General features: G+C 61.8%; 14 protein-coding genes. 5 read left to right on the plus strand and 9 right to left on the minus strand.

Annotated features, from left to right (window positions below; genetic code table 11):
* Positions 1-17: 17 nt before the first annotated feature.
* Genes WKW82_RS10515 through WKW82_RS10525 form a run of 3 tightly spaced genes read right to left on the minus strand, consistent with a single transcriptional unit; the run spans position 18 to position 5,819 of the window.
* On the minus strand, positions 18-2,024 hold the full coding sequence (locus WKW82_RS10515) for a radical SAM protein (RefSeq protein ID WP_340342231.1): 2,007 nt from the start codon (positions 2,022-2,024) through the stop codon (positions 18-20).
* Between the two features lie 4 nt (positions 2,025-2,028).
* Positions 2,029-4,089, minus strand: coding sequence for an aminotransferase class III-fold pyridoxal phosphate-dependent enzyme (locus tag WKW82_RS10520; protein ID WP_340342232.1), 2,061 nt, complete (start codon positions 4,087-4,089; stop codon positions 2,029-2,031).
* Positions 4,086-5,819, minus strand: a complete 1,734-nt coding sequence (locus tag WKW82_RS10525; protein WP_340342233.1) for an aldo/keto reductase — start codon at positions 5,817-5,819, stop codon at positions 4,086-4,088. Before WKW82_RS10525 ends, WKW82_RS10520 begins: the two co-directional genes overlap by 4 nt.
* Before the next feature lie 365 nt (positions 5,820-6,184).
* On the opposite strand from WKW82_RS10525, the gene WKW82_RS10530 reads away from it, so the two are divergent.
* Positions 6,185-6,373 (plus strand): hypothetical protein, encoded by a 189-nt coding sequence (locus tag WKW82_RS10530; protein ID WP_340342234.1) that lies wholly within the window; start codon positions 6,185-6,187, stop codon positions 6,371-6,373.
* Positions 6,374-6,434: 61 nt separating this feature from the next.
* On the opposite strand, the gene WKW82_RS40605 is transcribed toward WKW82_RS10530, so the two are convergent.
* From WKW82_RS40605 to WKW82_RS10555, 6 genes are all read right to left on the minus strand, one after another.
* The gene (locus WKW82_RS40605) at positions 6,435-6,896 is read right to left on the minus strand and encodes a DUF4214 domain-containing protein (protein WP_422823454.1); all 462 of its coding nucleotides are present in this window, start codon (positions 6,894-6,896) and stop codon (positions 6,435-6,437) included.
* Between the two features lie 165 nt (positions 6,897-7,061).
* Positions 7,062-7,412, minus strand: a complete 351-nt coding sequence (locus tag WKW82_RS40610) for a class I SAM-dependent methyltransferase (RefSeq protein WP_422823455.1) — start codon at positions 7,410-7,412, stop codon at positions 7,062-7,064.
* Positions 7,413-7,516: 104 nt separating this feature from the next.
* Positions 7,517-8,428 carry a GDP-mannose 4,6-dehydratase gene (locus WKW82_RS10540; RefSeq protein ID WP_340342236.1) on the minus strand — a complete coding sequence of 304 codons (912 nt, stop codon included), beginning with the start codon at positions 8,426-8,428 and terminating at the stop codon, positions 7,517-7,519.
* Complete coding sequence (gene gmd / locus WKW82_RS10545; RefSeq protein ID WP_340342237.1) at positions 8,425-9,462, minus strand: GDP-mannose 4,6-dehydratase; 1,038 nt, start codon at positions 9,460-9,462, stop codon at positions 8,425-8,427. The genes WKW82_RS10540 and gmd overlap by 4 nt, the downstream gene beginning before the upstream one ends.
* A gap of 558 nt (positions 9,463-10,020) precedes the next feature.
* Positions 10,021-11,541, minus strand: coding sequence for a glycosyltransferase family 4 protein (locus WKW82_RS10550; protein ID WP_340342238.1), 1,521 nt, complete (start codon positions 11,539-11,541; stop codon positions 10,021-10,023).
* Positions 11,534-12,754: a glycosyltransferase family protein gene (locus tag WKW82_RS10555; protein ID WP_340342239.1), complete on the minus strand. Its 1,221-nt coding sequence runs from the start codon at positions 12,752-12,754 to the stop codon at positions 11,534-11,536. The genes WKW82_RS10550 and WKW82_RS10555 overlap by 8 nt, the downstream gene beginning before the upstream one ends.
* Positions 12,755-12,951: 197 nt before the next feature.
* On the opposite strand from WKW82_RS10555, the gene WKW82_RS10560 reads away from it, so the two are divergent.
* The 4 genes from WKW82_RS10560 to WKW82_RS10575 all read left to right on the plus strand — a co-directional run bounded on the left by WKW82_RS10560 (position 12,952) and on the right by WKW82_RS10575 (position 19,401).
* Positions 12,952-14,781 (plus strand): glycosyltransferase family 2 protein, encoded by a 1,830-nt coding sequence (locus WKW82_RS10560; protein ID WP_340342240.1) that lies wholly within the window; start codon positions 12,952-12,954, stop codon positions 14,779-14,781.
* A 6-nt stretch (positions 14,782-14,787) separates the two neighbouring features.
* A complete protein-coding gene (locus tag WKW82_RS10565; protein ID WP_340342241.1) occupies positions 14,788-15,960 on the plus strand; it encodes a glycosyltransferase in 1,173 nt (390 codons plus the stop codon).
* A gap of 359 nt (positions 15,961-16,319) precedes the next feature.
* A complete protein-coding gene (locus tag WKW82_RS10570; RefSeq protein ID WP_340342242.1) occupies positions 16,320-17,273 on the plus strand; it encodes a GDP-L-fucose synthase family protein in 954 nt (317 codons plus the stop codon).
* Positions 17,266-19,401 carry a glycosyltransferase family 4 protein gene (locus WKW82_RS10575; protein ID WP_340342243.1) on the plus strand — a complete coding sequence of 712 codons (2,136 nt, stop codon included), beginning with the start codon at positions 17,266-17,268 and terminating at the stop codon, positions 19,399-19,401. The genes WKW82_RS10570 and WKW82_RS10575 overlap by 8 nt, the downstream gene beginning before the upstream one ends.
* Positions 19,402-19,406: the final 5 nt, after the last annotated feature.

Here is a 19,406-nt window from a genome sequence, read left to right on the forward strand (position 1 = left end):
CGATCGGCCCGGACACTTCATTGCAGCCCGTGCTCACGAACAAAGCGGGAGAGCATCAACTGCATGGGAATCATCTGCGAAGGCGCGCGGGTGTCGTTGCCGCGGCAGGCATCACAGACCTGTACTTTGCCCAGTTGCGTCTGGCCTTCCCGCAATCGGGTGAAGACAGGGTTGCGCCACACATTCATGAAGCTCTCCCTGTCACTGAACACCACAGGGGTGTACGGTGCAAAGTTGACCGTGGCCAGCGGGCCCAGGCAGGGATAGAGGAAATTGCCGCCCGGGTGCGGCGACTGACCCTTTGCGGCGATGCCCACGCCAGCCTGTCTCCACAGATATTGACAGGGCCTTTGCTCGGCCCATGCCCACGAAGACAGCAGCATCTCGAGCGGGTTTCCGTTGCACTCCACTTGCGCGAAGTCACGGAAGGTGCGGGTCTCGGTACCGAATGCCGCCTTCTTGTCGTCCTGGGGTGGGGGCAACTCGACAGACACTTCCCAACGCTGCGCTTCTTCCAGGGTTTCGCGGTAAATCCCATCGTAGGCGGCACCGATATGGTGATATGCGTCTTCAGGCCCGAAGCGATCGTCGCGTTCATATCCGAGCGAGAAAAACGGGATCGCCGTGAGCCGGTCCATGCCGAGGCGGCGACACAGCGCCGGCATCCGAGGCAACTCGAACACACTTTCCTTCGTCAGCACCATGCTGGCGTAGACGACAGGTGTCACTGCGCCATGCGCGAGCTTCGCCTCATGCAATCGCTCCACTCCGCGCAACACTCGATCGAATTGATCGGTGCCGCACAGCCGCTTCCATTCTTCGCGCGTGGCCGCATTGAGAGACACGTTGATCCAGTTCACATGGCCGCGCACCAGCACATCAACAAGGCGCTGATCGTTCAAGAGGATGCCGTTGGTAAAGAAGTTCATTCCCACGTGCGGATGCGCATGTGTCACGTAGTCGATGAGCGCAGGAAGTTCGGGATTGACAGTAGGTTCGCCGTTGCCGCTGTGCAGGCGCAAGGTACGGATGTCGCGCAACAGTTCGAAGTTCATCAACTTCGACAACGTGACAAAGTCGCGGCCCGCAGCCTTGTGGCTGTAGGAGCAGAACCTGCATTCGATGTTGCACCGCCCAGAGACCGCGATGTGGACCTCGGGGGGAACGCTGGCGGGACGAGTGTGACCGGTGCGAAATTCCGTGATATTCAGGAGTTCGTTGAAGACCCAACGTACCGCGGATGAATCGCGCTGCGCGATCAATGCATTGCGCAGGCGCCCGACGTCGCGCTGCAGGCTTTCGTCCAGGATTGGACTCTCCATTGCTTCGGCGATGGCCGTGTTGAGGTAAGCGGGCGCGTCGGCGGTTGAAAATGCGGCCCGCGCAGACCGGCCGCGCAAGGCCGGAGAGGCGTCGGGCCCGTAGGCGGGCGGCAGATGCCAGCAGTTGTCTTCGCCATGCAGCGCCGGAAGGTCGGCACTACCCGCGTTCGGCGTGCGCATGCAGAGTGCGTGCAGCAGGGCGGCAAGCGATGGCTGCAGCCACAGTCTGTCCTTGGCCATCGCGAATGCATGAACGCCATCGGAGATGTTTCCGACGCCGGCCATGCCGTGCTGCATCGACCTTCGCAGCATGTCGTCAAGGCCGGGTTGGCCGCGCAATATATAGGTGGAGGACGCGAACACGATCACTTGCGCCTGCGCGCGCCCGCGTGGCGCTCGCTCATGCCGAAGCCTGAGGACAAGGTCTTCAAGCCGGCTTCTCGCCCAAGGGCTGGTGTCGCCGCGATGCCAGTCATCGGAGGGCTCCAGGACGGTGTTGGTGGCCGCGTCGAACCCGGCCACCGCGCAGTCAAGAGGCCTGGATTGCGCGGCGGGCGCTGCGCTGCAGAGTTGCATGAGGGAGCGGATCAGCACGCCGCCCAATCCGCTCGCGCTCGCCATCGAGGTCTTGGAGCCGGGGAAAACAATCAGCACCCGGAAGTGAACATCATGGGACGGCCCCGTGACGGCGTTTGCTGTCATCGTGTCAGGCTTGCAGCGCCAGCAGCGGCATCTCGATAGCCCGGTGCAGACTCTCGTCGCCCTCTCGGGCGTGGCGGGCGACCGTTTGCAGCGCCGCTGCGGCGACAGACAAGGTCTTCTCCAACTCGGCGTCCCGGTGCGCGTAGCTGGGCAGCATGACGCCCGAATAGGTGAGCACGCCGCCGCGCAGCAATTCCTGCAGGTAAAGAGTGCGCAGCAGACGCCGCCTCTGGAGGTCTGCCTCCTCGAAGTGCAGCACGCACCGAAACGGCGGACCGGCCACTACGGCTGCCACGCCCGTTTCTGCGCAGGCATGGCGCAATCCCTGCTGGAGCAACTGGCCGAATTGCCAGATGTGCTTGGCGACGGGTTCGGTGCGATGCACGCGAAGGGCAGCCAGGGCGGCGGCGAGCGCGTAGACCTCGCCCTTGAACGTCGGTCCGTAGAACGTGCGGGACAGTTCACGCATTACAGCGGTGCGGCCCACCAACGCCGACAACGGAAAGCCGTTTGCCAATGCCTTGCCGAAGCACGCCATGTCGGGCACCACACCTGTGGCCTTCTGGACGCTGCCCTGGTGATAGCGAAAGCCGGTAATGATTTCGTCGAAGATCAGCAGCGCGCCGGCTTTGCGGGTAGCGTCCGCCACTTTCGCCAGCTGATTGCGATCGATGTCCTCGGCCACCATGCGGGGTCCTCCCGAAGCCCCTGATGGCTCCATCATGACTGCCGCCAGGTCCGCGCGCTGAGTCTCGATCTGACTCAGCAAGACGTCCAGGCTGCCGCTCTCCACGCGTATCACCAGGGGCGGCGAGCGCTCGGGCACGCCGGTCGAGGCGAATCCCAGCGGTTCGGCGTACCAGTCCTGCCAGCCGTGGTATCCGTGGATCAGCACCGTCTGGCGGCCCGTACAAACTCGAGCCAGGCGGATCGCGAGCGTGCAAACGTCCGATCCGTTCTTGCCGAACGCCACGACTTCTGCACACGGAATTTCATCTTGACGACACAACTCTGCCGTGAGTTCCATTTCCACCCGGTGCGGCAGTGGCAGGGTGGGGCCGTTGCGCATGCTGCGTCGCACGGCGCTTTCGACGATGTCGTTGCTATGGCCTAACAGTGCGCATCCCCAGCCGATCGTGTAGTCGATGAAGCGCCGCCCGCTCGTGTCCCAGACATGGGGCCCGCGCGCTTGTTCGATGAAGCGGGGCAACGACGTGCCGTCGGCCAGCACGGAGACACCTGAAGACGGGTGATAGAACGACCAGTTGCAGCGCGCGGACAACGCATGCATGTCGGCATCCGCCGCCGGTTCACCGTGGACGGTCACGCACAATTCCAAGTCGTCGACGCCGCAGTCCCTGAAGTGGGCGATGCAGTGATGCACGAAGCCGATGAGGAGCTTGTAGTGGCCGGTCTTTGGGGGTGCGGTCACCACCAGATGGAGATCGCAGATGCCGCCCGGCGCAACGGCGTGAGGCAGTTCGCCGGAAGCCACGATATCGCCTTCGATGCGGACCGTGGCTACCACTGGCTGGGGGGCGTCACAAGGCCACGACGTGCTGCCTGTGTTGCGCACGCGCAGCCAGACACCGAAGTTCGATCGTGGCTGCACCCGCTTCGGAAGTTGGCAGTCCTGGTATTCAACCGCATAACCGCCAGGCATGGCTGCCGGCCCTTCAAGCGAAGCGTCGCGGACGTCGAGCACGAATGGCTCGGACCCCAACTCGCTGAAGAAGGCCACATTCTGTTTGACCATTTCGGCGCGCACGCGCACCAACGCCGCGCCGACCGGCCAAACAAAGGCGATGCGGACGCGAACCTCCTCGCCGGGCGCAACGTCGTGCGGCAACAGGAAGTCGTGGGGCGAGCCTGCAACATGCAGCAGGAGCGTCACCGGATTGCCGGCGGAGCACTTGGCCTCCCAAGTGGCCAGGCCCGTATTCCGCACCACCAGCGAACCTTCATGGCGCTGGCCGGGCTCGAATGATGAAAGGTTGGTGGGGGCCAGGAAATGCGATCGCCAGCAGACTTCCGCGGGCAGGGCGCCTACGATATTCCGGTTCATTCGCTTCCTTCATGAATTTCCAGTTCGACGCGTCCGCCATCGCGGCTGCGGATGTCCAGGAACAGCGAGACCTGATCGGCTGGAATATCCACGGGCAGAGCGACCCCGCAATGCATGACCGAGCCGGCAGGTACGTCGTCTCCGAGTTCCAGCGTGGCGACCGTCCCAGAACGGTAGCGGCAGAGCACTCGAACCTGGGGGTAGGTCATGTCGCGATGCCAGCCGTGCCAGCCAAGGTTGCGCAAGGCGATGCGCAGCACGCCCCCTTCCACTGTGCGTGTCATCAGTTGCACAGCCCACTGGGGTGCCGCGGCAGGGTTGAAGCTTCTCGTGGCGCCGGGTGTCAGCCCAAGCCGTCTGAGCGCCATCATCTCGGCATGACGTTTCGTCAGTTGACCGGGAATGTCAATGTCCGTGGGACAACGGCACGTTCGCTGATCGCAAGTACTGCACATGGCGACTTCTGACTCCGGATGCAGGTCGAAATAGTGATGACCCAGAGGAGTCTCGAACGTCATGGCCCCGGTCCGCTCTATGTCGGAGGCGCGAAACATCCAGGAAACCGGCAATTGCTTGCTGCACAGTGGCTCGCATGCGCCACAGCGAGTACAGAGCGTGCTTCGCATGGCATCCAGCGCTACTTGAAGATGCGGGGGCGTGCCGTGATCAGTGTTCTCGTTGGGCTGGTGGCCCGCGAGAGCGTTTTCCTGTGCCTCGGCGACGCTTGCCGTGCCCGGCAGCAGGGACGCAGCCTGCGGGCGCGTGCGCAACAAATGGGTGAGCAGTTCCGAGGCGCACGGCTTGGGTGCGGCCGGCGCGGGGGCCTCGACCAGGCCTCTCACCCTATCGCCGAAGGCCTTGCTCTCGCACAGCAGGCCACCACCGAGAACTTCCATGAGTAACACACCGACGTCGTGTTCAGCAGCCAGTTCGAAAAGGCTGCCGTTGCCGGCGAGGTCTTCGTGCTCACGGCCAGCAGGCGTGCGGTACGACAACGCGTGATGCCCCAGCGCGTTGTATGCAAACATCACCGCGTCGAAGGCCCCGCCGCGGATCAAATCAGCGATGAATGACGGAGAACCATGGGTGGTACAGAAGATGTTCCGCAAAACACCTTGCCGCTTCTTGCGCTGCAGGAAAGGGACTTGACCTTGATCACCCCAGACATCGTCGCCGAGTACGAGCCGGTCCTCGACGCTCGCAATGCCGAACATGTCCAGTCGCATTTTTCCGGACGCGTCGCGGCGACCAAACAGCGCCAGGCTCTGCTCGAACTGGGCCTCGAAGCTGTTCAATGCCCCCCAACCGTTGGAACAGACGTAGACCGGTTGGGGAGCCGTTCGAATGGCCTCCGCGACGGTCTCGATGGCCCCGCCGTAGTCCGCGGCTGTATGCACAATGTTGACCCCGAGTTCGAAGCCGCAGCGCAACGTATCCAGCGCCTGCTGGTGCGAGGTCATCCGCAACTGGCACGTACCGAAACCGACCTGGGAAACCATGAGTTCGGTTCTGCCAAGCCGACGGTACTTCATTGCGGAGACGCTGCCGTTCGCCTTCTGTGGCTTGCCCGCCGAAGTGCGCGCTTCCTGGTCCGCCTGAGCTGGTTTTGTCAGGAACGGGGCAAAGCGAAGGAATGAACGGATCGGGTGAATGGAATCGACCCCTCGTAGAACAGCGTGGCCAACCTTGTTGTTGCTTGAATCTGCTCGATCTGCCTCAGCGTATTCCATTCTATTGCGGCATGACATCACTCGCTGTTGATCTTGGGCTTGAGCGCCTTGGCCTCCCGCGCGGGACAAATTCACCGAACCAGAGCACAGCAATAGCGGCGTGCCAATCCAATTCCTCTGGCCTTTCAATGTGCCCGCCACCAACCACTACGCTACTGCGATTTGATGTCACGCGCGACTGCATCGCCGCCAATGGTCGGCCGCGGAGGGTCTATCGATGCGCGTTTGGAGTTCCGCGTCCAATCGGCGCGGAGCCATGTCATGGTTCGAAGCCGACTTCTCCAACCTTCGACGAGCGAAGAGCCGGGCCGCGATCGAATTCGGCGCGAGCCAACAGGGTGTCATTGAGCCCATTGAGCGGTGGCATGTACAAGAGACTGCGGGCCTTGGCGAAGGAGCGATCACTGACGCCGCGCAGCAAGCCGCACTGGGCCGGCAAGGATGCGGAGAACGAATCGAGCATGCACTGCTGGGAGACCGCGCACATGGACAGCAAGGCGGCGATCAGCGCGGGCAGCGGCAACTGGCGTGTGCGGGTGAAGTCCGTGGGGTGATCGGAACTGGACGGCTCAAATTCGGTGGATTGGGTACAGCGTCCTTCGCGAGGTCACGGTTTCACCTGATACGCCGTGCGAGGCAGCAAAGTACAAAGCGACCTTTGCCGGACGCCGCGCGCGAATCAAGTTTGGATTTGATGCATCGCGGGCCACGCTGTAGTCTGGTGAAGAACTGACATGAACTCTCGCTCCCGGTCGGTAGAAAGGCTCCTGCAATGCTCCCGCCGAACCGATGTCCTTGCGTGAAGCGTACCAGCGCTACCCCAGCAATGCAGACTTGAGCTGGTTCAAGGCCTGCCGGACGGTCAGCCGAGTTTGTGCGGGGGGCAAGGCGCTGCCCGTCGTTGATAAGGCGCCTGTCAGCCGAGACGTGACCAACAAGGTAAGAAGGCATCTCGCGCAGGATTTGGGCTTCCTCGCTGGCTTCCAGTTCACGAATCACTTCCTCGCGGGACATTCCGTCTCGCATTGCATGGACGAAGTGATTCAGACCATCGGGGTCAGCGGGTCTTCCAAGCACGCGGAAGTAGGCACTGTATACGCACTCACTGGCGTCTTTCAGCGTCTGGGTTTTGCGCGCAAGTACGTCAAAGCACCAGCCATGGACAATGTCCGCTCGGCAGATCTGAAGGCCAACCTCATTGAGATGCTTTTCAAGGACGGGGGCGGTGAAGACTGCAAGGTGCTAGTCGCCTGTATAGGCCTGGGTGCCGTACATCAGATGAATGACCTTGGCGGCTTCGTCGGCGGGTCGGTTCTGCGGCTGCGCGAGCATTCGAAACATCAGTTCAAGACTAGGGACCCGAACCTGAATAACGCCTTCCGGGGCCAGCAGTCTGGCCCATGCCGTGAGGGCCACATGGACCTGCTGGCGCTCCACGTGCTCGAGGACGTCCTGCGCAACAATCTCAGCGAATTTCCCGCTCGGGAGCATGCCCAAGCTAAGCACATTCGCCACCAAGTCGGGTCCGTGACGCTCATGCAGGTCGACGTTGAGATAGCCGGGCCGGACGTCATAACCGCATCCAAGATTCAAACGCGGAGGATAGGATCCTTAGCGATATTCATGTGCCCTCCGGCGTTATGTGCGAATTGTCGTCCTGCTTTTGAGCTGCTTGGAAGCCATGCCGCACACTTTTTTTAGCCCGCGCAGGCCCCGCAATGCCCAGGAGCGGCGCTAGGGATCGGCTGGTCCATCGAAGCCAGAACGGTCGACAGTGTTTCTTCCAGCGTCGGCAAGTTCCAGGAGCGTCCGGCGTTGGTCATGAGGTCTTTGAGCTTGCGCGGGTCGCCGCATAGCTCGTGGACCTCGTTCGGACGGACGAGCCGGGGATCGACGCTGACGTCGAGGCTGTGCCCAACAATGCGTTCGAAGGTCGAGATGACCTCCTGCAAGTCATGCATCCGGCCAGAGCAAACGTTGTACACCTCGCCAGCCACGCCCTCCCTGAGCAGGAACAGGTAGGCGGCGCACACACTTCGGACGTCGTTGAATTCGCGTTCCACGTGCAAGTTGCCCAACGCCACCGACGGAAGGTGCTGAATAAAGTGCTTGGCAAGCTTGGGAATTACGAATGCATCGTCCTGCCCCGGACCCGTGTAGTTGAATGGCCGGGTGATCACGACCCGAAGGCGATCCATGTAGGCTTGCGCCATGTACTCCATGGCCAACTTGCTCATGGCGTAGTGATTGACCGGCGCAAGCGGCTGACTTTCCGAGATCGGCGACTGCGTACAGTTACCGTACACGTTGGCGCTACTGGCCAACAATGTCATGGCCGGCGGCGATTCCAGACCAATCAGGGCGTCGAGCAGATTGGTCGTGCCTAACACGTTGACGGTGTAGAAGGCCTCCTCGTGTGCGTGCCCCACGAAGGCGATGCCTGCCAGGTGCACGACATAGTCGGGTTTAATGACCTGTACCTCTTTGTGCAAGGCCTCGACGTCGAGCAGGTCGGCGCGCAGCGGGACGACTTGATAGCCCTCAGCCTCCGCCAGCTTGCGGAAAGACCGGCCCGTGAATCCGTCAGCGCCTGTCAGCAGAAGCTTCAAAACGAAAACCCTTGCTTGTTGCGCCGCAGGTCTGCCTCCACCATCATCTGGCAGAGTTGCTCCAGTGTCGTCGTCGGTTTCCAGCCGAGCTTGGCTGTCGCCTTGGCCGGGCTTCCGATCAGGAGGTCGACCTCTGCAGGGCGGTAAAACTTGGGGTTGATGCGCATCACGGTCTTGCCCGATGCCAAGTCGATTGCGGTCTCGGATTCGCCGCTGCCGTTGAATTCGACATCTATGTCCGCACCCTTGAAGGCCATCTTCACAAAGTCGCGTACCGTCTCCATGCGATTGGTGGCCAGGACGAAAGTGTCTGGCTCGTCAGCTTGGAGCATGCGCCACATCCCTTCCACATACTCCTTCGCAAAGCCCCAATCGCGCTTGGCATCCAGGTTACCGAGTTCCAGCACATCCAGCTTGCCCAGCTTGATCTTGGCCACGCTGTCGGTGATCTTGCGGGTAACAAACTCGCGCCCACGGAGCGGGCTCTCGTGATTGAAAAGGATGCCGCTGCTGCCGAAGATGCCGTAGCTCTCACGATAGTTCACCGTCATCCAGTGCGCGTAGAGCTTGGCGACGCCATAAGGGCTTCGAGGATAGAAAGGGGTGTCCTCAGTCTGGGGTATAGCCTGAACCTTGCCGAACATTTCCGAAGTGCTGGCCTGGTAAAAGCGGATCTTGGGGTTGACAAGGCGAATGGCTTCCAGAAGGTGCAGGGCCCCGATCGCGGTGATCTGTGCAGTGGTCGTGGGCTGGTCGAAGCTCACTCCGACGAAACTCTGGGCGGCGAGGTTGTAGACCTCGTCGGGTGCCGCTCCCTTGATGAGATTCAGGGAGCTGCCGAGATCAGTCAGGTCGTATTCCACCAGATGCAAGTTGGGGTGGTTCTGGATACCCAACTCCTCGATGCGCCAGAAATTGACGGAACTGGTGCGACGATAGGTCCCAAAAACTTCGTATCCCTTGCCGAGGAGGAGTTCTGCCAAGTAAGCCCCATCCTGCCCGGAAATGCCTGTAACTACCGCTCTTTTTGCCATCTGTTGTGTTGCTGGGTTGTCTAGTTGGGGGAAGGACCGAAAAAGGTTCAGCCTCCGTGTGGAGGCGCTATTTTGCCAGCCTCGGCTGCCGGAGTACGCGATTTGCGCTCATCGCATCCCTGCTTTCGCGCAGGAGGAGGCCCGTTCGCGATGGATTTCTGTTCGTTCGCAATCATGCATGGCCTTTGTCTCGGGGGCGCAAAACCTTGAGGATGTGATGCTCAGGCGCGCGCTTGGGCAAATGAAGCGAGGGCTCGACGCCGGCGTGGGCCGTAGTCGACTGACATGATTCGGGTGTGCGCGCATTCGGCGATTCAGCCTGGTGGGGGAACGATCTTCTCGCCAACGTCCTCGCCCACGCGCTGCATGCGCAGCGCACCGTAACGCGGTTGGCGCCGCGGCGCAATTGGACCTCGATCACCGCGACATCGTCTGGCGGTGCCGATGCCACGGCCGCTTCGGCAGGCCTGCTTGGCGCTGGTATGCCGAGCGCAACCAACTGCACCGCCGTTGCCTGGACCTGCACCGCGGTGGCCCGCGCGACGACGGCACACTTCGCTAGCTGACAAGTGCCGCTCGGGGGGCGGTGTGTGCCTTGATCAGGCCGCTGCGGTATGCATGTGGCACGTTGTCAATCGCTGCGATCACCTGATCGGCCGTGTTCTCCCACGACGAGAGTCGGTAATGATTGGCTATGAGTTGTTCCTTGCTGCGCAGCGCCGCCGGGTCGGCGCAATACAAGCGGATCTTCTCGGTCCATTGCGGCACGTCCCACGGGTCCACATAGTCGAGGATGTCCCCAGCGATCTCGGGGATGGAGGCGGCGTTGGAGGCCAGACAGAACTTCCCGTAGGCCAGGCTTTCGGCGACGGGCAGGCCCCACCCCTCATAGAGTGACGGATAAAGCGTGAACAGGCAGTGTCTGTAGAGGGTGACCAGATCCGCGTCGGTCACTTGATCCAGGATCACGATCTTGTCCTCGACCCTCGGATCATTCCGGAGGGAATAGATGAAATCGTCGACCCGCCAGCCGAGCATGCCGACCAACACCAGTTTCGGCACATCAAAGCCTGATTCGATGAGGCGTATGTACGCCCTGTAGAGGCACTCATGATTCTTCCGGATCTCGATCGTCGATACGGCGAGCAGGAAGGGTGCCCCCAGAAGTTCCGCGACCTTTGGTGAGGGCTTGCCGCTGTTCATGGTGGCCGGCAGGGTGTCGCCCAGGCGCACAACGGACATTGACGGGCGTGGAGCCCCTACCTGCTCAAGGAACCCGCCCAGATCGCGTGCGGTGCATTCTGAAATGCAGATGATCCTGTCCGCTGTCCAACCCATCGTGGCGAAGTAAGTCGAGAACAGTTCGAACTTGCCGCTCGGGTAGTAATGAGGGAACTTGACCGGGATGATGTCATAGGCGAAGTTGAGGACTCTCAGGCCGGTTCTTTTCTTTGCGCGGTATAGCAAGTCCAGCTTGTTGCCATGGTCCCAGTCCAAGCCCATGGTCAGGTAGGTGTCGCCTTGCTGGAAGTGGGCCAGAGGGCGAATGGGCGAGCGAGATGGCTCGGCTTGTAAGGACGCAGGCTCACTGACAGGCGTCGTCGGGTCGCCCACCAACGCTGTCTTCAAATCTTTGTAGCTGCCGGCCAAGGTGCGGCGGATTGCGATCAGCTTGCTGCGAACTGCTGGTTGGTATGAGAGAGGAATTCTGCTCAGGGTCGCCAGGACCAATTTGCGCAGAACCTGCTTGATGTGGCTTGCCAGGCCGAGCGGCGCCGCAGGCGCTGCCGCCGGGCAGGAGACAGGCTCGGCAGTCCGACTGGAAGTGGGTGCCGCAGCTGGGTTGATCAACGACTCGGGGGGGCTCCGGTCTCGCCTCAACACTTCCCATGCTTCCTGTGCCTCCAGCTCCTTGAACTGGCCCTCAGACGAGTCAAAGGCGCAGATGCGAACGCGATCCTTCAGCTTGGTGAGAATCCACCGGCAGCATTCCTGCTCGACGCGGACGATCCCTACGGCCGGTCGCTTCCAATAGAGTGAAGTGGTGAGGTCAATCCAGATCAGATTTTCCTTATGCATGAAGCGACGATTCTTTAAAGAGTTGGGCTGGCATGGCCGAGAGGGTGGACTCCCAAAGCAGGCACTTGCGGACGGCCACGTCGGCGTCGCTCAATTGGGCGCGGTCGCTGTGGAGCAGCTCCACCAGTCGCTTCCGAAATCGGATGGGATCCGCCTCCACGTACACGTTGGGTTCGTCGAGGTATTCCTCGTAGCCGCGAAAAGCGGTGGGCGTACCCAGAACGTGAGCCCCCGTCAGCAGTGCCTCGGCCGTCTTGATGTTGGAGCCGCCGCCGGCAGTGATCGGTAGGACGAACACGTGCGCAAAGCGACGCATCGCCGCGATACCGACGTCGTCCACAATGCCAAGCCGCAATGTTCTGGCATTGTTGATGCCGGCCCACCTCCTGTAAGCCTTGGTGCGTTCGATAACCTCCGTCACGCCGCCTGCAATGACCAGTCTTCGATCGGGAGGCAGGAATGCCATCGACTTGCCCAGCACGGTAGAAAATCCCACCACGTTTGGTAGGTGGCCACTGCTGATGAAAACCGCGAAAGGATCGGAGGGCAGCATGCGACGCCAATCCTCGGTAGCGAGCTCAGGCGCTGTCGAAATGGCAGTGCCGTTGCGGGCGAGGATGCAATCCTTTCGAGCCCCCATGGCGTTGAGCGAGTCCCGATCGGAGTCGGACACTGCAAACACGTGACTCGCCTTTCGGACGATGTCGCGTTCCAGTTCAAACACCTCGTTGCGGTACTGTTCGATGGTTGTTGCAGGCGCGCCCAGCTCTACCAGGATCTGCCGCTTCATCTCATGCTCGATGTTCTGGGACGAGTAGATGATGCGGGGCCGCGGCTCGTCGGGGCCAAGCAGTGCCATGCACTGGCGAACCAGCGGCCAGACGTACAGCAGATCGACCTGAATGTAATCGTATCTGCCTGCGCGAATGCGCTCCAGCAGCGCATTGCGGGCCAACTCGCTGTCGGCAATGTGCATGCCCCAGACGTAGTCGTACAGAACCTGCTCGCAGTCGCTCAGAACGCGTCCACCGAGTTCGCCGGACAGCGGCAAGTCGGTGGACGCGTGCTGCGGATACGCGCCATGGGGAAATATGCCTACGTAGTCGACCTCGATGCCGGCCTTCCGATACAGCTCGTAGATATGGCGTGTTCTGAGTTGACCGCCGTGCCGAGGGTCAACAATGGAGTACGTGGCTAACAGCAGGACTTTCATCGAGCATCGAGCGCGAGGGCATCTCGGCGATAGTGAATGTCTCTGGCATTCTACGAATGTCAAAGGGCGGGTTATCCCCTCTCACTTGGGGAGCAGCCTGAGCAGATGAACTGGTCAATTGTATCAAAATTGTTTCCAAGTGGCTCACGTAGAATTCGGGTTTGTCTCGACACCACATCTGCCGAGAGAGAGAACGGATGAATGAACTCAAGCCTCAACTGGTGTTGGCCATGGATGTGCTTGCGTCCGCAGCGCACGGTGACGCCCCCCAGGCTTTTGGCGCCCTCTGTGTCGAACTCGCGCGCTTGACTCACTTCGACGTCAAGTTCGAGGCCAGCCCCGGGTGCGCGCAGCGCGTAGATGAATACTTGCGTGAACATGGAGTCACTGGGAGGTCGACGCCTCCTCAGGCCAAGCAAGGGAGTCAGACGGTAGTGGTCCTGCAATTGGCAGGCGCCGAGCCTGAACTGTCGCGCAACGAGTCCCATGGGGTCCGCGCTCGCATGATTTGCGAGCCCCTCGAATTTGTGCCAAGCGGAAATACTGGCCAACGCGAGATTGAGTCGAGGTGCGCTCGCATGTTGGCGAGCCTGGATGTCAGGACGGTGATCATTGTCGTGGCGCAGCAGATCAAGGACGATCTTCTGCATTTGCGACCTGACCTCAGCCCGGCGCAAATTTCGGTAGTTCCGCTGGCCGGAGCGCAAGATCGCGACTCGAGTCGGAACGCGTCCCTGGTGGCTGATGTATTGCTTGATGCGGTTCAGCGTTTCCGGTCTTGTCCAGTGTCGATGCTATGGCAGAGTCCCAGCGAGGCACCGGCGGACCCCGACGCCCCGGCGAGCTTTCTCGGCTTTCACAATGGTGCCGCAGGGCCGCCGTTCGCCGGGTCGCCGAAATGCCGTGCGCCTCGCAAGCTATCGTGGACGGACGCCTTGCCCTCGTCAGGCGCGACCAACCGACCGGAGGGCGGCCTGCGCACCAGGGGACTGCTCAAATGTGGTTCTTCGGACATGCCACTGGTGAGCTATGTCACGGTGGTACGCAACAACGTTGCTACGCTCGGGCGCGCAATCGAGAGTGTGCAGCGCCAGACCTATGCGAATGTGGAGCACATCGTGCTTGATGGCGCTTCGACGGACGGAACGGTCGAACTGATCGCTCGTCACGCCGACCGCCTGGACTACTTCGTGTCGGAACCCGATCAGGGTCTCTATGACGCCATCAACAAGGCGGCTCCGTTGGCGCGCGGGCAGTTGATCTGCATACTCAATTCCGACGATTGGCTGGAGCCTCACGCGGCCGAGATAGCCGTGCGTCGCATGCGCAACCACATGCAGGGCGCTGCATTGCTGGCGACCGGCGCGGTGATTTACAACTTGGCGAAGGAGGTCGTGGCCGAATGGCCGCCCATGTTCGTCCACCCCGGCAGCTACTTCGCCTGCGCCAACGTCTGCCACAACGGTGTATATGCCACGCGAGCCGCTTATGAGTGCTCCGGGCTTTATGACACCACCTACCGCATTGCCGCAGACTTCAAATGGGTCATGGCCTGCGTCGACGCAGGCGTCGATTTCGTTTACACGCGGGAGGTGACCGTCAACTATTCGCTCGGCGGTACCTCAGGCGATGCCCGTGGACACAGCCGCGAGTGCCAACGTGTCGTGGCCGAGCGCTTTCCCTTCCTCTCCAAGCACGATGTACATGGTTTGTATGACAGTTATTTCTTGTTTGGACACCAACCACACGACCCGGGCGATCAAGTGCAAGAACCATTGACTGTGTTGTTGCGTCGGTTATTCGCCGAGCACCCGCGGCAGACTGATTTTCAATTGGCCCTGGCTTGGGCCGCGATGACCAAGCTCGAACATCCGTCTGATCGGCCTCTTTCGACCGCATCGGCGGATGGTGCGACAGCGATTCCTTCGGTGCTTCGCTCTGCGAAAGATCTCGTCAAGGGCCTGCTGCATCGTTATCCGCTTCTGTACCGAGCTGCGCTGAGTGGCTATGCAAGATTGCGGAGGTAGTGGGGCATGGCTCGAATTGCCTATGTTGATCACTCCTACCACCGCACCACGAGATCAACCAACTTTCTGAGGGACATGCTGCGGCGGCGCGGGCATGACGTACAGGATTTCTGGGACGAGGCCTGGACCGGAGGGCCGCCCGTGAATTGGGTGCAGGTGCAGCATCACGACGTAGTCATCATGTTCCAGTCATATTGCCCGCCTGGCCGCGCAGCGTTTCGGCAGGTTCACCCGAATGTGGTCTACATCCCTATGCTGGACCAGTTCGGAATCTGGCAGGGTCCCATGTCGAACCAATCTGACTTCTGGGCGCCGTTTCAGGGGTCGAAGGTGCTGAACTTTTCAAGTGCAGTGCATTGCCTGACTACCGGCTTCGGGATTGCCAGTCATTGGGCGCGTTTCTACCAATCCGCGGAGCCGGCGACGATCCCTTCTCAGGAAGGACTGCGTGGCTTCTTTTGGCTGCGGCGGCAAGATCAGATCAGCTGGGCGCTGATACGCCAATTGATCGAAGGTAGTCGTTTCGACAGCTTCCACATACATCTGGCAGGCGATCCCGGTGCGCCGGAGCCCCAAATGCCGACGGACGCGGACATGGCGCGGTACAACATCAGCATTTCGACCTGGTTCGAAGACCGCAACCAACTCACGGCCCTGGTAGAGCGTGCCAACGTGTATTTCGCGCCACGGATGGAAGAGGGAATAGGCCAGTCTTTCTTGGAAGCGATGGCACGCGGCAAATGCGTGGTGGCTCCCAATCAGGGCACGATGAACGAGTACATCCTGTCCGGCCTCAACGGCCTGCTCTACGACCATCGCGCACCCCGTCCGTTGGACTTCTCCGAAGTTGAGCGCCTGGGTGGGGCGGCGCGCGCCAGCGTGATTGCAGGTCACGCTCAATGGCTGGCTGCGGAAGAGGGCATCGTGGACTTCATCCTGACGCCCAGCGAGAACTTCTATGTGAACAAATACCAGCACACTTTTCCTGCGTTGGCTCCTGAAACCTCGGAAGGCCAGAAGGACATCGCGATGGTCAAGGCATCGTCGCATGCGACCGTAGAACAACCAACAGGGCGGCTACGTGCATTGGCGCATCGCTATGCCATCTTTCAGGTCACCCGGCCGATATGGCACCCGCTTCTGAAACTGGCCCGTCAGTTGCGCCGGTCGCTGACTTGAACCTGCCCAACGCGTTGTTCACCCTGAAGAGTCTGGGACACTGGGGTGACCAGTCACCAGAGAGAACGTTCACGTGAACACCAACATTCCAGAACCCATATTGCGTGTCAAACGCATGCGGCGCATGGCCGGGTTCTGGGCCATCAAGCACACGTCTACCACGCCATGCAACTCGCAGGTCGATGACAAAGCCGGGCGCTTCATGCAGACGTGCCCGCGTGAGCGAGACTATTGTCGCCGCTGGGCAAACAGCGCCTTGGACGGACGGGGCGCTGCCTCTCGCCTTGGTGGGAACACCATCTCGCAACTCAATACCCAGCCGATCGAGAGCCGAACGCTCTCATTAAGAAGCACTCAATATGACTCAGAAGATTTTCGTTGCAGGACATCGTGGCCTGGTCGGCACGGCCGTCATGGGAGCCCTGAAAACTGATGCGCGCTATGACGTCGTGACGCGCAGTCACGCCGAACTGGACCTTGAAGACTTTCGGGCCACCCGCCAATTCTTTCTGAATGAACGCCCCGACATGGTGGTGATGAGTGCGGCCAAAGTGGGCGGCATTCTGGCGAACAACACCCTCCCGGTGGATTTCCTGCACCAGAATTTGCGGATCCAGCTCAGCGTGTTTGACGCCGCTCATGAGGCCGGAGTGCGCCGCATGATCTTCCTCGGCTCTTCATGCATCTATCCGCGTGATTGCCCGCAGCCAATCAAGGAGGACTATCTCTTGACGGGGCCGCTGGAGGCCACGAATCGGCCCTATGCGCTGGCCAAGATTTCCGGCGTGGAATCATGCTGGTCGTTCAACCGTCAGTACGGAACGCAGTACTTGGCGGTCATGCCTACCAACATGTATGGCCCTGGCGATAACTACCACCCGGAGCACTCGCACGTGCTGCCTGCGCTGATCCGCCGCTTTCACGAGGCCAAGGTCAACTCGGATCCGTCGGTCGTGGTGTGGGGTTCGGGCAAGCCCAAGCGGGAGTTCATGTACTCGCAGGATCTCGGCGATGCCGTACGGTTTCTGCTGGACCTGCCGGACGAGCGCTTTGCCGAATTGACGCGACCCGACATCACACCGCTCATCAATGTCGGCGTTGGTACCGACGTGACGATCCGCGAGGTCGCTGAGTTGGTCAAGGCCACCGTCGGCTACCAGGGCGAGCTGAAGCTCGATGCCAGCAAGCCCGACGGCACGCCGCGCAAGCTGCTGGATGTGAGCCGGCTCGTCGCCATGGGATGGAAGGCGCAGACCTCGCTCGACGCGGGCCTGCGCCATGCCTACGAGGATTTCGTCGCGCGCCATGGTTGACAACGTATTCGCACGCTATGCACGACGGGCTGCCAAGGGTGCATGGTGGCTCGCGACACCTTGGCGCATGCCGCAGCGCCTGGCTTTCCTGCGCGACCGGGCGGCCATGCAGGCGCAAGCGGACGAACTGGCGGCGCTTGCGGAGCAGGAGCGCTTGCGCGCCGAACGGCGCGAGCGCGGCGTCGAGATCGCGGCAGCGCCGATGCTGGATCTCTTCGACGACAACGCCTTGGCGGAAGTGGCCGGCGTGCCTGCCGACCGCGTCGCCTGCCCGCCGTGCGCCCCGCAGGACATCACCGACGCGTGGAGCGCTGCGCGCTTCTGCATCCAGCTCTGGCGTCGCCGCGCCGATCTCCGGCAGCGGTTTCCCGATGGCCCTGCCGGCGGTGCGAAGGGTGCGTGGGGCCATTGGGTCCTGCATGCGGGCGCAGCCGAGCTGGGGCTCGGCACAGCGGCGCTGGAGCATCTCGCAGGCGTGCTGGCAGGCAACTTTTCCGCGTCGGCGCGGCAGGCCTTCCTGGGCAATGCGGCGCTTCGGTCCGTCCTGCCGCATGGGCTGACGCCGGTCGGGATGCCCGCATTGTTCCGCTGGTACATGCGCACTGAACTGAGGGGGACGGGGCTTCGACTGGAAGAGCTCTGGTGGCTCCTGCTGGAGGCTGCGCAGGACCCCGCGCGCGAACTGCACCTGGCGCACGCCTTCGCGCCGGCATGGCAAGTCCGGCATCCCGACGGCGCGACCGTGTTCGGCCGTGACGATCTGGCCGCATGGTTCGCGATGGAATACGGCGCCACCGGGGATTGGCTCGATGCGCGCCGATGGCCCGAGCCCGGCATCTCGCCTGTGGAGCAGATCCGCACCAGCTGGCAGGTTCGCCCCTCCTGGCGCGCGGCCCACCCCCGGGCCCTGGACGACGTCCAGGCGGCGCAGCGCTTGCTGGCCTGGCTCGCTTCACCGCAGGCGGGCCTCTGCGGGCATGTGTGCGAATGGTGCTCGGCGCTCGATGCGCAGGCCGTGGCGGCGGCACTTGCGCAGCCGGGGGTCAACGTCCTTGGCCACTTCTGCTATCCGTCCGGACTGCGCGTCTCCGTGGAATCCATGGTGCAGGCGATGTCGCTGGTCGGTGTCCCCACCTCGCTGCGCGACGTGCGCGCGGACGCGAAGGACGACCCCCACCATGTCGACTTCCGCGGCATGGAGTCGCACGACATCACGATCATCCACACGCAGCCCGACCCGTTCTTCGACGACGCCTATGCACGGGCCGACCTGTTCGAGCGCACCCCCCGCACCTACCGCATTGCCTACTGGTACTGGGAGTTCGATTCGGTGCCCGAATCCTGGCGTGCACAGGCGCGGCAAGTCGACGAGATCTGGGCCGCCACGGAGTTCGTGGCCCACGGGCTGCGCGAGCGCTTTTCACTGCCCGTGCGCACGCTGTTCCCCGGCGTGAAGCTCGCACCGTTCGAGCGGCGCGAGCGCGCCCACTTCGGCCTGGACCCGGCGGCCTACACCTTCCTCTTCACCTTCCACATGATGAGCGTGATGGAGCGCAAGAATCCGTTGGGCCTGATTCGCGCGTTCAAGGCCGCCTTCCGGCCCGACGACGCGGTGTGCCTGGTGCTCAAGACCTCCTTCGGCGAGCGGCATCCCCAGCAACTCCAGGAATTGCACGACGCTGCCGCCGGCGCCAACATCCAGGTGATCAACGCGGTCTACAGCCCAGACGAAGTGCTTTCGCTCATGGAGACCTGCGATGCCTATGTGTCGCTGCATCGCAGTGAGGGCCTTGGCCTGACCATGGCGGAGGCCATGCTGATGGGCAAGCCGGTGATTGCCACCGGCTTCTCCGGCAACGTGGATTTCATGGACGAGAGCAACAGCCTGCTGGTGCGCCATGAACTCGTGAAGCTGGGCCGTGACATCCCGCCCTACCATGCCGACCTCGAATGGGCCGAGCCGTCGACGGAGCACGCCGCCGAGCTGATGCGAGGCGTGTTCGACGACCAGGAGGCGGCGCGAGCACTCGGCGAACGCGCCAAGGCCAGCGCCGAAGCGAATCTTTCGCTCGAAGCCGCGGGTCGCAGGATCGCTCGACGACTTGCCGAGATCAGGACAAAAGACTGACCCTT

Source organism: Variovorax rhizosphaerae, assembly GCF_037889975.1.
Taxonomy (GTDB): Bacteria; Pseudomonadota; Gammaproteobacteria; order Burkholderiales; family Burkholderiaceae_C; genus Variovorax; species Variovorax rhizosphaerae.

Coding starts and splice junctions, on each gene's coding strand:
- WKW82_RS10515 (WP_340342231.1), bottom strand. CDS start 2,024: ATGACAGCAAACGCCGTCACGGGGCCGTCCCATGATGTTCACTTCCGG.
- WKW82_RS10520 (WP_340342232.1), bottom strand. CDS start 4,089: ATGAACCGGAATATCGTAGGCGCCCTGCCCGCGGAAGTCTGCTGGCGA.
- WKW82_RS10525 (WP_340342233.1), bottom strand. CDS start 5,819: ATGGAATACGCTGAGGCAGATCGAGCAGATTCAAGCAACAACAAGGTT.
- WKW82_RS10530 (WP_340342234.1), top strand. CDS start 6,185: ATGTACAAGAGACTGCGGGCCTTGGCGAAGGAGCGATCACTGACGCCG.
- gmd (WP_340342237.1), bottom strand. CDS start 9,462: ATGGCAAAAAGAGCGGTAGTTACAGGCATTTCCGGGCAGGATGGGGCT.
- WKW82_RS10550 (WP_340342238.1), bottom strand. CDS start 11,541: ATGCATAAGGAAAATCTGATCTGGATTGACCTCACCACTTCACTCTAT.
- WKW82_RS10555 (WP_340342239.1), bottom strand. CDS start 12,754: ATGAAAGTCCTGCTGTTAGCCACGTACTCCATTGTTGACCCTCGGCAC.
- WKW82_RS10560 (WP_340342240.1), top strand. CDS start 12,952: ATGAATGAACTCAAGCCTCAACTGGTGTTGGCCATGGATGTGCTTGCG.
- WKW82_RS10565 (WP_340342241.1), top strand. CDS start 14,788: ATGGCTCGAATTGCCTATGTTGATCACTCCTACCACCGCACCACGAGA.
- WKW82_RS10570 (WP_340342242.1), top strand. CDS start 16,320: ATGACTCAGAAGATTTTCGTTGCAGGACATCGTGGCCTGGTCGGCACG.
- WKW82_RS10575 (WP_340342243.1), top strand. CDS start 17,266: ATGGTTGACAACGTATTCGCACGCTATGCACGACGGGCTGCCAAGGGT.